The sequence below is a fragment of the Streptococcus oralis subsp. oralis genome (assembly GCF_002096445.1).
Lineage (GTDB): Bacteria > Bacillota > Bacilli > Lactobacillales > Streptococcaceae > Streptococcus > Streptococcus oralis_N.
The window spans coordinates 1,087,768-1,103,634 of record NZ_NCUK01000013.1; the positions used below are offsets into that span (position 1 = coordinate 1,087,768).

The 15,867-nt window shown below is 40.1% G+C and carries 11 protein-coding genes; 2 read left to right on the top strand and 9 right to left on the bottom strand.

The features are described 5' to 3' along the window. Nucleotides 1–20 precede the first annotated feature (20 nt). The 4 genes from rnz to miaA are packed head-to-tail and all read right to left on the bottom strand — an operon-like array spanning nucleotide 21 to nucleotide 3,696. Entirely contained in the window at nucleotides 21–950 is a 930-nt protein-coding gene (gene rnz / locus B7721_RS08670) for a ribonuclease Z (protein ID WP_084878630.1), read from the bottom strand. 14 nt (nucleotides 951–964) lie between these two features. Next, nucleotides 965–1,588 carry a cystathionine beta-lyase gene (locus B7721_RS08675; protein WP_049477490.1) on the bottom strand — a complete coding sequence of 208 codons (624 nt, stop codon included), beginning with the start codon at nucleotides 1,586–1,588 and terminating at the stop codon, nucleotides 965–967. Next, on the bottom strand, nucleotides 1,581–2,819 hold the full coding sequence (hflX, locus tag B7721_RS08680; RefSeq protein ID WP_084878632.1) for a GTPase HflX: 1,239 nt from the start codon (nucleotides 2,817–2,819) through the stop codon (nucleotides 1,581–1,583). The genes B7721_RS08675 and hflX overlap by 8 nt, the downstream gene beginning before the upstream one ends. Further along, nucleotides 2,812–3,696, bottom strand: a complete 885-nt coding sequence (miaA, locus tag B7721_RS08685) for a tRNA (adenosine(37)-N6)-dimethylallyltransferase MiaA (RefSeq protein ID WP_084878634.1) — start codon at nucleotides 3,694–3,696, stop codon at nucleotides 2,812–2,814. The genes hflX and miaA overlap by 8 nt, the downstream gene beginning before the upstream one ends. A 120-nt stretch (nucleotides 3,697–3,816) precedes the next feature. Between miaA and B7721_RS08690 the strand changes: the two genes are divergently transcribed. Both B7721_RS08690 and B7721_RS10340 read left to right on the top strand, forming a co-directional pair. Next, nucleotides 3,817–3,987, top strand: coding sequence for a DUF3042 family protein (locus B7721_RS08690; protein ID WP_001051782.1), 171 nt, complete (start codon nucleotides 3,817–3,819; stop codon nucleotides 3,985–3,987). Between the two features lie 53 nt (nucleotides 3,988–4,040). Next, nucleotides 4,041–4,232: a hypothetical protein gene (locus B7721_RS10340; protein WP_084878637.1), complete on the top strand. Its 192-nt coding sequence runs from the start codon at nucleotides 4,041–4,043 to the stop codon at nucleotides 4,230–4,232. Here the strand turns inward: B7721_RS10340 and B7721_RS08700 are convergent. The 5 genes from B7721_RS08700 to B7721_RS08720 form a co-directional block, all read right to left on the bottom strand. Beyond that, nucleotides 4,229–5,068, bottom strand: coding sequence for a thymidylate synthase (locus B7721_RS08700; protein ID WP_084878638.1), 840 nt, complete (start codon nucleotides 5,066–5,068; stop codon nucleotides 4,229–4,231). The two genes, B7721_RS10340 and B7721_RS08700, sit on opposite strands and share 4 nt — an antisense overlap. A gap of 98 nt (nucleotides 5,069–5,166) precedes the next feature. Further along, nucleotides 5,167–6,126, bottom strand: coding sequence for an ROK family glucokinase (locus tag B7721_RS08705; protein WP_000078588.1), 960 nt, complete (start codon nucleotides 6,124–6,126; stop codon nucleotides 5,167–5,169). A 126-nt stretch (nucleotides 6,127–6,252) separates the two neighbouring features. Beyond that, a complete protein-coding gene (locus B7721_RS08710; RefSeq protein WP_084878640.1) occupies nucleotides 6,253–8,229 on the bottom strand; it encodes an Ltp family lipoprotein in 1,977 nt (658 codons plus the stop codon). Nucleotides 8,230–8,347: 118 nt separating this feature from the next. Next, nucleotides 8,348–10,063: an aminodeoxychorismate synthase component I gene (gene pabB, locus B7721_RS08715; RefSeq protein WP_084878642.1), complete on the bottom strand. Its 1,716-nt coding sequence runs from the start codon at nucleotides 10,061–10,063 to the stop codon at nucleotides 8,348–8,350. Between the two features lie 74 nt (nucleotides 10,064–10,137). Further along, on the bottom strand, nucleotides 10,138–15,867 hold the full coding sequence (locus tag B7721_RS08720; RefSeq protein ID WP_084878644.1) for a ZmpA/ZmpB/ZmpC family metallo-endopeptidase: 5,730 nt from the start codon (nucleotides 15,865–15,867) through the stop codon (nucleotides 10,138–10,140).

Consider the following 15,867-nt stretch of genomic DNA (forward strand, 5'->3'; position numbering starts at 1 on the left):
ACTTATCCTTTCTCAATCTTCTAAATTTCTACTTCTTCCAAGTCTTTGACCACATGGACATTCTCAAAAACAGTTGCCGCATCTTTCTTGAGCTGACTGATATCTTTTGAGAGGAAACGAGCGCTGATATGATTGAGCAGGAGGCGCTTAGCACCTGCTTCTGCTGCTACTTGTGCTGCCTGCATATTGGTTGAGTGACCGTGATTGCGAGCAATCTTCTCATCACCCTTGCCGTAAGTAGACTCATGGACAAGAACATCTGCATTGACAGCTAGACGCACACTGGCATTGGTCTTTCTAGTGTCACCCAGAATAGTGATAATTTTACCTGGACGGGGAGCTGATATATAGTCAGCTGCCTTGATTTTAGTGCCGTCTTCTAGAACAACGTCCTGACCGTTTTTGATTTTTCCAAAAAGCGGGCCGAACGGAACACCAGCAGCCTTAAGTCTTTCAGCATCCAAGGTACCTTCTAAGTCCTTTTGCATGACACGATAACCAACGCAGAAAATAGTGTGGTCCAGCTCCTCTGCATACACAGTGAATTTATCGGTCTCAAGGATTTTCCCTAGAGAATCTTGGTCAAACTCATGAAAATGAATGCGGTAAGGCAGACGAGAGCCTGACACACGAAGGCTGGTTAAAACAAATGACTTGATTCCTTGCGGTCCATAGATGTCCAAATCTGTCTGCTCTTCATTGGCCTGAAAAGCACGGCTAGAGAGAAATCCTGGCAATCCAAAGATGTGGTCTCCATGCAGGTGGGTGATAAAGATTTTGCTGACCTTCCGTGGTCGAATCGTGGTTTCCAGAATGCGATTTTGCGTTCCTTCTCCACAGTCAAAGAGCCAAACTTCGTTAATCTCATCCAAGAGTTTCAGGGCGAGACTTGAAACGTTGCGGGCTTTAGAGGGCTGACCAGCCCCTGTTCCTAAAAATTGAATATCCATTCGATACTTTCTAATTAATCAATATATAACATGGCTGTGCGATTTTCCGATCGGAAATAGCGCTTACCAGAAAAAGCAACAACTTCTTGCAGTAAATCCTCTTGACTGTAGCCTTTGAGACGTTTGCGACCATCAGCCAAACTTTCCAAATCTGTCAAAGCTGTGAGATTTTCTACACTAACAACTTCCTCATCTCCGACAGCCTTCATGTAAATCTTTCCAGACTCTTCAAAGACGAGTTGATGGGGGAAAATTTGTGCAATCTCAAAGAGCAAGTCATCCGAGATTACCTCTTCATTTTCAGAGAAGATTCGCCCCATGCCCTTAGTCTCATAGCAAAATCCAAAAGATTTGCCAGATAAATTAAGACGAATAAAAGGCTTATTTTCAAAGGTGAAACTTGGCTCAGCATTGTAGAGGTTCAGTTCATGGCTGAGTTCTGCAAAATAATCCGTCGCAGCTTCAGGACTCTTTTTCTGGTAGAGTTCAGCAAAGTAGGCATTAACGACACTCGGAGGTGGTGTGATGAGAGCCAACTGCTCTTGCTCTGTTTTGCCAGATAGAAGTTGATCTAGATAGACCTTATCCAGACTTGTATAGCCCCCATATTTTAGAGCCAAGGTGTTAATATCAGTCATAAAATTCCTCTAACCTCCATTTATTTTTCTCGGAAATGTAGCCTGTAATCACTTCTCCATCATCTTGGTAGTCACGATCCTCCAGAATCGCTACACTTTCTAGATCATGTATCTTGTAGGATTTTGAAAAAGGCACGCGCAGGGTAAAGACTTCAAAAATATCCTTGATCTTCTCCAAAAACAATGCTTGCAACTGCTCACGACTATCCTCAGACTTGGCAGAAATGAGGGAATAAGGCGTTTGAGTCGGCGTGAAATCCTCCACCAAATCTGCTTTATTATAAAGAGTCAGGCGAGGAATATCCTCCATATCCAAGTCTTTGATGATAGACAGAACCGTTTTTTCATGTTCCTCGTGATAAGGATTGCTGGCATCGATGACATGAACCAGAAGATCCACATGCTTGCTTTCTTCCAAAGTCGACTTGAAACTGGACACCAATTCAGTTGGCAAATCTTGGATAAAGCCAACCGTATCAGTTAAGGTAACCTGAAGATTACCTCCCAAATGGATACTCTTTGTCGTCGCATCCAGAGTCGCAAACAGCTCGTCTGCTTCATACTGGGTCTTACTGGTCAAGGTGTTCATGATGGTTGATTTCCCAGCATTAGTGTAACCAATCAAACCGATTTTAAAGGTACTTGACTCCAAGCGTTTTTCTCTGACTGTCGCTCGATTTTTCTCAACCACCTTGAGCTGGCGCTCGATTTCTGTGATTTGATTACGAACACTACGTCGGTTCAGTTCCAGCTGGCTTTCACCAGGTCCACGGGAACCAATTCCACCTGCCTGACGGCTGAGCATAATCCCTTGTCCCACCAAACGAGGTAAGAGATATTTGAGCTGAGCCAAATGAACTTGGAGTTTTCCTTCATGGCTTCGAGCCCGCATGGCAAAGATATCTAGAATCAACTGCATACGGTCAATGACCTTGACACCCAGAACTTCTTCTAGATTGACATTTTGCCGTGGAGTCAAGCGATTATTGACAATGACAGTGGTAATCTCTTCTGCATCCACCATGAGCGCAATCTCTTCCAACTTACCAGAACCGACAAAGGTCTTGGAGTCATACTTTTCCCGTTTTTGCCTGTAGCTATCGACTACGACTGCCCCAGCTGTCTTAGCCAGACTGGCCAATTCTTCCATAGAGAGATCAAAATTGTCCATGCCCTGCAATTCCACACCGATGAGCAGGACACGTTCCTCTTTTTTCTCAGTTTCAATCATCTAAAAACTCCTCTATCTGGCTTAAAATGCGGTCCTGCACGTCAGGCTCTCCTATCTGATAAAAGGTGACCTGCATGCGATTACGAAACCAGGTCAACTGACGCTTAGCAAAACGGCGGGTCGCCTGTTTGAGACTCTCGCTTGCTTCCTCAAGAGTTTGCTCCCCACGGAAATAAGGAAAGAGTTCCTTGTAGCCAATGCCTTTGGCTGCCTGCACATCTGGATAATGGTCAAAGAGCCACTTAGCCTCATCCAAAAGTCCAGCCTCAAACATCAGATCTACTCGACGGTTGATACGTTCATAAAGCTGACTGCGTTCATCATCCAAGCAGATAATCAAAGCTTCATAAGGACTTTCCTGATTTTCCAAATCCTGACCAAAATGGGCAATCTCCAAGGCACGCATAGCACGACGACGGTTAAACTGGGGAATTTCAAGACCTGCTTGCTCCACAAGATTGGCTAATTCTTCATCTGATAAAGGCTCTAAACTAGCTCGATAGGCTAATATCTCCTCATGAGGTGTTTCCCCACCTAGATGATAGCCTTCAAGCAAGCTCTGGATATAAAGGCCTGTGCCTCCAGCGATAATGGCTAGCTTGCCACGGTTTTGAATATCCTCAATAGCCTTCTTAGCTTCTGAAACAAAATCAAAAGCCGAGTAAGACTCGGTCACCTCTCTGACATCAATCAAATGATGAGGAACAGCTACTTGCTCCTCTGGGCTAACCTTGGCCGTCCCAATATCCAACCCTCTGTATACTTGCTGACTGTCACCACTGACCACCTCTCCATCAAAGAGCTTGGCCACTTCGATAGCAAGGGCAGTCTTCCCAACAGCAGTCGGTCCAACAATCACAATTATTTTTGTTCTCATCTTTTTTCCTTGAAAAATTTCCATTTTTTCGTTACTATTATTATATCACAAAAAGGTCGGTCAGAAAAATGCTACCACTTAAGGAGCCTGGCTGATCGGGAAGATAAAGGAGGAAGACTCATGGCTAAAGGATTCGCTAAAGGTCTTGTAACAGGTGTCGCAGGAACTGTCGCTGCCGTTGCAGGTGCAGTATACGCAATTAAAAAGAAAGTGATTGAGCCAGAAGAGCAAAAAGCAGCTTTCATCGAAGAAAACCGTAAAAAAGCAGCTCGCCGTCGCGTATCACATTAAGCAACAAAAGAAGTTGAGATTTCTCAACTTCTTTTTATTTTCTTTTATACTCAATGAAAATCAAAGAGCAAACTAGGAAGCTAGCCGCAGGTTGCTCAAAGCACTGCTTTGAGGTTGTAGATAAAACTGACGAAGTCAGCTCAAAACACTGTTTTGAGGTTGTGGATAGAACTGACGAAGTCAGTCACCATACCTACGGTAAGGCGACGCTGACCTGGTTTGAAGAGATTATCGAAGAGTATTAAATAGCTAGGTCAAACTTCAGCTGTGGCTTAACCGGATCATAGTCAACCAACTCAAAGTCTTCCGCTTTGATATCAAAGAAATTGGTCCCATCTGGTACATTCAAGACCAAACGAGGTTGGCAGTTTGACGGCTCACGACCAAGCAATTCCTCTGCTTGTTCAAACTGATTATCATAGATATGAAGGTTGTTGATGAAGTAGAAGAACTTCCCAACCTTCCATCCAAAATGCTTGGCAATCATCATCTGAAGAGCCACATACTGCATAGCATTGATGTGGTGGGCCACCAGCATATCATTCGAACGCTGGGTCAAGGTCGCATCTAGATAGATTTCCCCATCTAATCGACGAACATCAAACATAGTCTGAAAGGCGCATGGAAGAAGGCCGTCTGTCTCTTCAAAAGCTTGGTAATCCCACAGAGAGATAATATTGCGACGGTTCCAAGGATTTTCTTCCAATTGTTTGAGAATCTTATTGATGATGTCGTGTTTCTTAACGACTGCCCCATAGCGCTCACCTATGGTTCCTGTATCCCCCACTTCCCAGTCATTCCAGTAGTGGACATTGTACTTGCTATTGAGCACTTCTAGGCTATTAGACTGATCCTGGTAGATCCAGAGTACTTCTTTGATAGCTGATTTGATCGCAATCGGTCGCAAGGTTGTGATGGGAAATTCACCCTTAGCCAAGTCATACTCTGCAAAGGCACCCGTTACGTACTTGGAGTTGGCAACAGTCCCATCCTTGTACTTAGGACGTGCTTGTTCAGAAAAGACGCCGTCTTTGAGGATTCGTTCAATATTTTCTTTAAAAATCGTATCTGCTTTTGTCATTTACTCTCACCTCATTTAATGTCCTAACTAGTATAGCATAAAAAAAGAAAGGAGGAAAATCACTGGCTTTAAAGTAGTGTTTTTCCCCTTTTATGATCTTATTGCAATACAAGCGATGCTGCTCCGATAACTCCAGCATCATTTCCTAGTGTTGCGAGAGCTAATTTAGTTGATGTGCGTACTTGTGGGAAAGTATTTTCGTCGTAGACTTTTTGAACACCTTGGAGAAGGAATTCTCCCGCAGCGGACACCCCACCACCTATAACGATTGTTGAAGGATTGAGGATTGAGCCGATATTAGCACAAGCGATTCCCAAGTAACGTGAGAAGTTTCGGTAAACGATCAAGGCAAGGTCATCTCCTTCTTTTGCAAGGTCAAAGACAGTTTTAGCAGTTACTTCTTCACCGTCATCAATCAAGCGTTTCAAGGCTGCATCGCCTTCGTATTCATCAGCATAACGACGTGTCAAGTTGACAATCCCTGTTGCAGAAGCAACTGTCTCAAGACAGCCTTTCTTACCACAAGTACAAGCGATTGGTTGGTCAAAGTCAACAGTGATATGACCAAGTTCTCCTGCCGCACCAGCGACACCGTGAAGCAATTTGCCTTCTGCCACGATACCACCACCAACACCTGTACCAAGTGTCATAAAGACAACGTCCGGTTGGTTGTCACCAGCCCCCATCCAGCGCTCACCAAGAGCCGCCACGTTGGCATCATTATCGATGAAGAATGGAATACCCAATGCTTTTTCAATCTTTTCTTTAATTGGTTGAAGGGTTTTCCAGTTTAGGTTGTAGGCACCGATAACAGTTCCTTTTTCACGGTCAACCACACCAGGTGATCCCATTCCAATCCCTCGGAAATCCGTAGCTGACAATCCAAGCAAGTCCAAACGATGTTGAATTGACTCAATCATATCATCTACAATATGGCTTCCTTCGTCCAAAATATTGGTCTTAATAGACCATTTTTCTTGGATTTCTCCCTCTTGAGTTAAAATTGCGAACTTAACAGATGTCCCACCAAGGTCAATCCCAATAATCTTTTGACTCATCGTCTTCTCCTTTTTAATTGAAAATGCTTACAGATATAGTATAACAAAATCGTCCGTTTTGTGCAAAGGTTTGCGTATTAAATACCAACATTAAAACATTTAAAAATAGTTCATTATTGAAAACGATTAGTCATCAAGATGTTGAATGGCATAGTTTGCTTCTTCTTTTGTAAATCTATCGATTCTAGGAGAAGTTAGCATGTTATAAATTTCCGTTTTTGATAAATTACTATATTTTCTATGTTGCCTTGCTTGAGCTAAGGCATTTGCCTTATAATTTGCATTCAAATGATTGATAGCATATTGTGCAGTGTCACTATTAAAACCTTTAAAAATTAATTGATCATAAATTCCTTTTTTTGACAAATAAAGTCTGTTATAACTTTGTGCTTCCTTTAAAGCTGCTGAGTATGGATTCCCATCTGCTGGTTTTGGTTGCCACACACCATCGTATCCTACATAGTAACGGCCTCCATCTACCCATTTGTTCCTAGCCATTTTTCCATCTGATTCAACATAGTAACGACCGCCATCTACCCATTCATTTTTGGCCATCTTACCATCTGATTTATAATAATAAGCTCCTACCCATTTATTGCGAACATAGCTACCTTCTGATGGTAGATTAAGTTTTTGAATAGCATAGTTAGCTTCTTCTTTCGTAAAGTTATCAAGATTCGGAGAGGTCAGCGTTCTATAAATTTCTGATTTAGATGAAGTACCATATTTTAAATGTATTCTTGCTTGAGCTAAGGCATTTGCCTTATAATCTGCATTCAAATGATTGATAGCATATTGTGCAGTGTCACTATTAAAACCTTTAAAAATTAATTGATTATAAATTCTTTTTTTTGACAAATGAATGCTGTTATAACCTTGTGCTTCCTTTAAAGCTGCTGAGTATGGATTACCATCTGCTGGTTTTGGTTGCCACACACCATCGTATCCTACATAGTAACGGCCTCCATCTACCCATTTACCCATTACCATTTTGCCTTCAGAATCAACATAGTAACGGCCTCCATCTACCCATTCATTCTTGGCCATCTTCCCGTCTGATTTGAGATAATATTTACCTATCCATTTGTTGCGAGCGTAGCTGCCTTCTGCTGTTAGATAATAATAGGATCCATAGTTTTTATCATAAATCCATTCACTTTTTACCTTTTTTCCATCAGAATCAACATAATACCGGCCACCATCTACCCATTCATTTTTGGCCATCTTACCATCTGATTTTAGATAGTAATTACCTACCCATTTGTTGCGAGCGTAGCTTCCTTCTGCTGTTAGATAATAATAGGATCCATAGTTTTTGTCATAAATCCACTCAGCTTTAGCCATCTTACCATCTGATTTAAGATAGTAATTGCCTACCCATGTGTTGCGAGCGTAGCTGCCTTCTGCTGTTAGATAATAGTATGACCCATAGTTATTGTCATAAATCCATTCATTTTTAGCTCTTTTCCCATTTGATTTGAGATAGTAATTACCTACCCATGCGTTTCGAGCGTAGCTACCTTCTGCGGTTAGATAATAATAGGATCCATAGTTTTTATCATAAATCCATTCACTCTTAGCCATTTTACCATCTGATTTAAGATAGTAATTGCCTACCCAAGCATTTTGGACATAGTTTCCCGAAGCATTTAGATAGAAATAAGAATTAGCTTTTTTATCAAAAATCCACTTATTAGTAACTTTAGTACCATTTTCATAGTACGATGAGCCTACCCAACCAGACTGAGCTGTAGATTTGGACTTATCCTCTTTAGGACTTGTATTTTTAGGTTTCTCAGCAGGTTTTTGAGCTGGTGTTTTCGGTTTCTCAGCTGGTTTCGGCGCTGGTTTTGGTTCTGGTTTCGGTGCTGGTGTTTTTGGTTTCTCAGCAGGATTTTGCGCTGGTGTTTTTGATTTTTCAGCTTGATTTGGCGCCGAAGTTGTATTCTCTTTTACAACCTTACCATTTTTAGATGCATCCTTTTCTTGAGCAGAAACATGCTGAGCCGAAAAAGGAAAGTCTCCAGTTGTATCTGATAATGCAATAAGTCCCAGTGTTGCAGTTGCTAAGCTGGTTACTAAAATTTTTTTTGATTTTTTCATAAAAATCTCCATTATTTTTATTGATTTATACTTATAGTATACCATATATTTAATTTTACTTTCAAATCAAATATTAAATATTAACAAATAAATCTAAAAATTAATGGAAAACCTATAGTTATATCACTTCCAACTCATACAAACCTCTGACTGCGTTACAGCCATAGATAGCTTCTGCTTGGTTCAGGTCTTCCAAAGTCATAATTTTCTCTTTAACCTGTCCTGTTTCCAGCAAATGCTGACGATAAATTCCTGGCAAAATTCCTAGACTGGTAGGCGGTGTGTATAGTTTTCCAGCGATTTTCAGAACTAGATTCCCTATAGACGTTTCCAATAGCTCTCCTGCTGCATTATGGTAAATGCTTTCCTGTTTACCTAGGCTTAAATGTGGTCTGTGAGTGGTTTTGAAGTAGGTAAATGCTTGCTGCAAATCAGCTTCTTGCAGACAAAGTTTTGCTTTGCAGAAGCTTGGACTAAGGGGGCTTAAGATTTGGCGACTGAGTTCCATCTCTCCAGACTTGCTGAGGGTAATTCGCAAGCGGTAGTCTTGGTGGGAATCACAAGCTTGACACTCTTCCTCTATCTTTTGTCTCAGTTCTTCTGGATCAAAAGGATAGGAAAAATAACGACTCGCCTTTGTCAGTCTTTCCAGATGTTGATCTTCAAACTGCAATTGTTTTTGGCTGATTTTCCCAGTTGTAATCAATTGGAAACGAGCTTGTTTACGATAGAGAACAGCCGCCTTTTGATGAACTTCACGGTATTCAGATTCCCAAGTACTATCCCATGTAATACCTCCGCCAACTCCATAGATGGCTTTCCCTTGATGCAGTTGAATGGTCCGAATGGCGACATTAAAAATCCGTCGTCCATTTGGAAGCAAGAGACCAATCGTTCCGCAGTAAACTCCTCTGGGTTGAGGCTCCAAGTTCTTGATGATTTCCATGGTCGCAATTTTGGGTGCACCCGTTATGGAACCACAAGGAAAGAGCGAACGGAAGATTTCAACTAGGTCAACATCCGGTCGTAACTGACTCTTGATGGTCGAAGTCATCTGCCAGACAGTCGAATACTGCTCCACTTGACACAAACGCTCCACATGCTCACTTCCCACTTCAGAAATACGGTTCATATCGTTGCGCAAGAGGTCCACAATCATCATATTTTCAGAGCGATTTTTGGGATCCTGTTCTAGCCAGCTAGCTTGGGCAAGGTCTTCTTGGTCAGTCACTCCCCGCTGGGTTGTTCCCTTCATTGGACGAGTCATTAATTCTCGGTCATTTTGCTCAAAAAAGAGCTCTGGGCTCATAGAAATTACTGCCATCTCATCATGTTCCACATAGGCATTATAGCCCGCCTCCTGCTCTACCACCATACGGTTGTAGGTGGCAAAAGGATCGACACTCAAGTCTTGCTTGAGTTGGACAGTGTAATTTACCTGGTAGGTGTCCCCCTGACGCAAATGATGGTGAATCTGGGCAATAGCCTTTTCATAGTTCTCTGCAGATGTTTCTTCCTGCCACTTTGAAGGTAGATCTACTTCCTCATAAGTCAGAGGAATAGGCGATGTTTCTACCCTATCATGAACTGTAAAATATAGCAGATACTCTGCCAGTAAAGGAGCTTTATGAACTGCTAATTTCTTCTCAAATGCAAGTGCAGCCTCGTAACTGATATAGCCCACCACATAATAACCTTGCTCTTGGTAGCTCTCCACCTGTGCCAGCAAGTCCGCCACTTCTGATAAATCTCTCGTTTTTAACTCTTTGATAGGCTGAGTGAAGGTGTATCTCTCCCCCAAAGCCCTAAAATCAATCACTGTTTTTCTATGCATATCTTAAGTATAGCACAAAAAGGCAGATACAGACAAAGCTGATCTACCTTTTTTCATCTTACTAGTCCTATCTACTATTTAGTGAATAAATCTCCAGTAAATCCATCTGATTTCTGCAAAAGTTGTTTGTAAACTTTCCATTTAAGATTCACTGTATTATCAAATTTATTACCTTGAAGGTCTTTTTCAACTGCAGCATCGAATAGTTCTTGAAGTTTTTCATATGTTGAAATCTTTTGACCATCAATTTCAATTTCTACAAAACCTTTCTCAGCTTTAGCTCTGACTTCTTTATACCATTCTTTCTTCCACTCTTCTAATGTATTAAATCTACCTTTAGAAACTTTTTGGATGATAAAGTCATCACCTAGACCTACGTTACCGGCTGCTTTAGATTCTTGTTTATACTTGTTAGATGCATACCCTAAGAATCCATCAAGGTAACCGTAGTAGCCCCACATACGGAATGTATTGTGTTTGAATGAGATTGAGCCAGCCGTACTCTTACTTGTGTTACCACCGTAAATACCAGTCATCATATTCACAACAGTATAAGCAGAATCGAATCCTTCAGTACGGTAATGACCATTACCTGGTAGCCCGTGTTTAGTAGCGAAGTTGTTATCTACAAGTTGATCAATAGCTGTCAGTTTCATACTCTTCTCAACATCATTTAAATCACGAACTAAATCCCATTGGTGTGGTGCACCTTCTAACTTATTATAGCTCGCTTTTTCGCGATATTTCTTATCGATTTTCTTAAACCACTTATCGTTAGTTCCAGTATTTTTCTTGATGACAGATTCTGCTTCTAAGTAATCAAGCATCATCATTGATTCGTTATAGTTCTTCATGTAGTGATCAATCTTCTCACGACTACTTAACATATTAGGATCATAGTTATAAATTTGTGTACCATCATTTTTACGTTCGTACGCCATATTTAATCCAAGTGAACCATATTCACCATTATAGTTTGTAAGAGATGGCGATTGTAGCATACCTTGAGCAAATGATTCAATATCTGTCCCTTCACGGTGACGCCATGTTCCTAAGTAGGCCATACGGTCATTGATATGAGTTGTTTCGTGAGTGAATGCAGATGTACCATAATCACTAATCATACTAGAGATGATGTAGTATACAGCCTCTGAATTTTGTGGGTTAGAAAAGATATAAGCATACGCACCCATACCGTTATATCCGTGCCATTTACCTGTAGGACCATAGAACTCACGAACTGGAGCATAGTCACCATTCTTATTATGACCCATTCTGTCAGCCCATCCATTACCTGGAACATCTTGGTTATCCCAAATTGCTGATGGAACCATATTTTCAGATTTCAACAATTGATTACGTACATTATCAGCAGCAAGTCTTGACCAGAAGTCTAAGTAATTAATTTGCTCTTGTGCACGTAAATCGATTTCTTTCTTAAACGCTTCACGTTCAGATTCTGTATTCTTACCATATTTCTCAAATGCACTAAACGCTAGCGTATTGTACGTTGAAATTAAGAACATGTGAGCCTTCTTCGTATTAAGAAGTGGTAAAATGTATCGACCATGTTCACTGTTATTTAAGTTTTCATATAAGTGATATTTCTTATTAGCAAAATCAGGGTTAGATGATTGTTTCTCAACTACATAGTTAGTATGAGAAATAGCTTTCTTATACCATACATTCATATCAGTATCTTCTGTAAAGAGTTTCATGTTATATGTTAAGAAGTCATTTAAATTACCTTTACCTGTTGCTCCCGCAATCACATCACGATAAGCATCTTGAGTTCGGTCCCCTTTCAAGAAATGTTCACGTGAACCAATTTGAATCAATCTATCGATAACGCTAACGTTCTTACCATAAAAATCAGGCTTGAACATCATAAGGTCTTTAATGCTCATATCATTGTATTTAAATCCATAATAACGATTTAAATAAGTAAGAGCCATCATAATTTTAGCTTTGTTGTCTTCTACTTTTTTAAGAAGAGCTTTCATGGCAGCTTCATCACTATTCAATTGATGGTCTTCGTTTTCGGCTAAAGCTTTGACTAATTTATCCAAATTAGCTTTCGTTTCTTCAAAGCTTTCTTCAAGGAATAGATTTTTAATATAACCATCTTTACGACCATCAGTATTTTCTTCAGCTTTACCACGTTTGTCCATTAACGCACGCACTTCAGGTGAAATCAATTCAACACCTGCTAATTTTGCTTTAATATCGTTGATTAATTGTGTTCTATCTTTAACAACCATATTTGGTGTATAAACGACGTCACCAAGACCTTCGATACTGTATTCACGAACCTGTTGAACTTGAGAATCAGCTTTACGTGTGACAACTTTTTCTTCCTTAGTACCGTCAGCATAGTGAATCAAAATCTTATCAATATCAGATAAATCTGTTACAAACTGTCCATTTTTCAAACCTGTAACAGAAAGAACTTCTTTCGTAACCAAGTTTGAACTAGCTTCCAATTTATTGGCCTGATTGACAATCCACTCCTTATTATAGAAAGGTTGTAATTTTTCGATATTGCGATAAGCAAGTTCACGGTCAATTCTGTAATCTTGAGTATCTTTATAGGTCTCATCTAATGATTTTGTATTGTTGAGAGTGTCCTCAATTAGAGGTTTAATTTCAAACTTATCAGCAGTGATTCCCATTGCATCAATCTTGGTATTAGCTTCTTCGAGACTAATTTCTCTAATTCTATGTGAACGAGAATATTTGAACGAATGTTTACCTGCACTAACATCTTTTACAACAAAGTTTCTTTCAAGAGAATTATTCGTGAAGTATCCCCCATCGTAATCAATATCACCGGAACCATAGAATTCTTCACCGTTCTCAACTTTCATCATTGAAACATTATTTTCAAGTTTACCCCATACCCAGTTCTTGCTGACGAAACCTCCAACATCTACAGGTGATTTAACTTTAATTGTTCCTTTAGCGACTGAATTTCGTACAGTCCCATATTTACCGATGCCATTAGGGTCCGAACTATTGTCAACAGTAGACGCAAGACCAGCAGCCCGAGCCTTAGTTGCTGTAATATCAGCTTCTACATATGTTTTATTCGCATGGCCTTTCCAAATCTCACCCACAATACCAGCAAGATTCCATCCTTTATCCCCAACACCATCAATTTTACCAATGAAAGCAACATTATTAACTTTAGCGCCCTCACCATCTAATTTATTAACCACACCAGCAATATCATTTTTCGCAATAATATGGCCTGTAACTTTGACATTTTCGATTACAGCATTTTTAACAATTCTTGCAACAGGTGCAATATTTTCTGCCCAAGGCATATTAATATTCACATTGCCAAGATTGATATTCTTCACAGAAGCATTTTCAATGCGCTCAAACAATGGTCGAGCGATATTATGAATGGTATACTGTTTTCCATCAACACTTGTTAAATGACCATTAAATACACCTGGTACATATTGTTTATTTGGAGTTGGAACATTTGCTGCGTTCAAATCTGCACCAAGCTTAAACGTCCCCTTACGATTAGCTTGCATTGCTTTTACCAATTCATTGAAATCGTAGTAGACATTCTCTTCGTGAGATTTTGGCTTGGCAAAATAATGAACATATTCTTCACTGAGTTCATTACCATTAGTATGCTGAACTAGATCAGGAGCTTTAGCAGTGACCTTGTATAGTGTTTTTCCATCGACAGTAACTTCTTCGATTTTATCCACAGCAAGACGGGTCACCTTATTATCATGCGTAGCGATTTTTAGATAGTATGGTTTTACATCAGTTGGAACAGAAGTTAAGAAGCTACTATCCGTTTCAACACCATCAGTATCAACACTTATTAAGCTTGTTTCTTTAATATTTTTGACTTCAACTTTTTTGAGGTCAATTCTTAGTGGTTCTTCCCTTAGAACTTCTTCTTCATCACCTTCACCACGGTCATAAACCATTTTGGTTTCGAGTTTATAATCCTTGTAGTACTGCAAATCTGTCAGGCTAGCTGTTAAGTTGTCTGGTGAAATAGTCAATGTTTTGACAATTTCATCACCCTTTTTAAGAGTTAGGGTAATGGATTTTATAGTTGCCTTACTTGGGTTTTCCAAATTGTAACGAATTTGAGATGTTCGTTTTAAATCTTTAACATCGATAAGCGACAAACTTAAAATTGGTTTTTCAAAGTTTTTAGTTCCTAATTTAACGATACGGTCTTGATCTAACTCCAAAACCTGTTCGACAACTTTTGGTGCTTCTTCAGTCTTCAGTCCTTTAATTGTCTTATAAGTCTTTATAACCTTTTTCTGTCCGTCTTTTCCTTCTTTGACAGTAACTCTTTCACCTTTTTTCAGTTGATCATCTTCTTCAACCTTTTCCTTAAACGGAATCTTTTCAAGACCTTCTTCTACCAGAGTTCCTTCAATTGGTTTCGTACCACGACTTATTTTTTTAGTGACCGGTTCTTTGATGACAGTTGTAGCTGTATTTAAAACTTGGTCAGTCTCAACACCCTCAATAGTCTTATAAGTCGTTTTGGTAATTTGACTACCCTTTTCTCCATCTTGGACGACAGTTTCTTCATCCGTATACTTGGTTGGATCTTCGATAATTTCTGTCTTATAGTCAATCTCCGTAGTAGTTTCTTTCGTAACCGCGCCCTCAGTTACTTTATATTCAGGTAACTTTTCTTGAACTACCGACTCACCTTCTTTACCTGGCTCCTGAGTGCCTTTAGCTTCAATCTTGCCTGTATATTCTGACTGTGGCTCTTGAACTAAGGACTCTCCCTCTTTGCCTGGTTCCTGAGTGCCTTTAGCTTCAATCTTGCCTGTATATTCCGCCTGTGGTTCTTGAACTAAGGACTCTCCCTCTTTGCCTGGTTCCTGAGTGCCTTTAGCTTCAATCTTGCCTGTATATTCCGCCTGTGGTTCTTGAACTAAGGATTCTCCCTCTTTGCCTGGTTCCTGAGTGCCTTTAGCTTCAATCTTGCCTGCATATTCTGACTGTGGCTCTTGAACTAAGGACTCTCCCTCTTTGCCTGGTTCCTGAGTGCCTTTAGCTTCAATCTTGCCTGTATATTCCGCCTGTGGTTCTTGAACTAAGGATTCTCCCTCTTTGCCTGGTTCCTGAGTGCCTTTAGCTTCAATCTTGCCTGTATATTCCGTCTGTGGTTCTTCAACTACCGACTCACCTTTTTTACTGCTTGTATTGGTACTAGATTTTGATTCTTTAAAGTAACCAACATACTCATATCCTTCAATATGAATAACACCTTTAGCCAAACCTTCATGTGTAGATGCAGAAATAGTTTGGTTATACGAAAGTAACTCTTTATTTTCAAATGCAAAGGCAGTAAAAGGTACAAAATTGCTGACGCCGATAGAGCTAATTAACAGAATACCAAGTACTTTACTACGGTGTTTCTTAGAAACTAATAGAACCGCTAGTGAGGCTGTTGCCAATCCAAGACCTGCCAAAGCAAGCTCCTTACTTCCTGTGTATGGAAGTTGTTGACTGTTAGTCTCCTTCTTGCGATAAACTACATAAATAATATCTTCATCTTGAAATTCTGTAGGAACCTCATGGTGAATCAAGGCTTTTTCAGACTCGGTTAATTCCTGCTCCGCCAGATAGCGGTAATGCACACTATGAACACCACCAATTTCATTGGCTTGCACCTTATCTACTAAAAGGGTACTGGCACCAAAAAGGAAGGCCCCGATAGCTACAGGACCTACCCCAACAGTGAGCTTGCGAATCGAATATTTGGTAATTTTTTCTAGTTGTTGTTTTGTCTTTTTCAT

What these genes read in the sequence shown, in the direction of transcription:
- rnz (WP_084878630.1), bottom strand. Translation starts at nt 950, where the DNA reads ATGGATATTCAATTTTTAGGAACAGGGGCTGGTCAGCCCTCTAAAGCC.
- pabB (WP_084878642.1), bottom strand. Translation starts at nt 10,063, where the DNA reads ATGCATAGAAAAACAGTGATTGATTTTAGGGCTTTGGGGGAGAGATAC.
- B7721_RS08705 (WP_000078588.1), bottom strand. Translation starts at nt 6,126, where the DNA reads ATGAGTCAAAAGATTATTGGGATTGACCTTGGTGGGACATCTGTTAAG.
- miaA (WP_084878634.1), bottom strand. Translation starts at nt 3,696, where the DNA reads ATGAGAACAAAAATAATTGTGATTGTTGGACCGACTGCTGTTGGGAAG.
- hflX (WP_084878632.1), bottom strand. Translation starts at nt 2,819, where the DNA reads ATGATTGAAACTGAGAAAAAAGAGGAACGTGTCCTGCTCATCGGTGTG.
- B7721_RS10340 (WP_084878637.1), top strand. Translation starts at nt 4,041, where the DNA reads ATGAAAATCAAAGAGCAAACTAGGAAGCTAGCCGCAGGTTGCTCAAAG.
- B7721_RS08675 (WP_049477490.1), bottom strand. Translation starts at nt 1,588, where the DNA reads ATGACTGATATTAACACCTTGGCTCTAAAATATGGGGGCTATACAAGT.
- B7721_RS08720 (WP_084878644.1), bottom strand. Translation starts at nt 15,867, where the DNA reads ATGAAAAAGACAAAACAACAACTAGAAAAAATTACCAAATATTCGATT.
- B7721_RS08690 (WP_001051782.1), top strand. Translation starts at nt 3,817, where the DNA reads ATGGCTAAAGGATTCGCTAAAGGTCTTGTAACAGGTGTCGCAGGAACT.
- B7721_RS08700 (WP_084878638.1), bottom strand. Translation starts at nt 5,068, where the DNA reads ATGACAAAAGCAGATACGATTTTTAAAGAAAATATTGAACGAATCCTC.
- B7721_RS08710 (WP_084878640.1), bottom strand. Translation starts at nt 8,229, where the DNA reads ATGAAAAAATCAAAAAAAATTTTAGTAACCAGCTTAGCAACTGCAACA.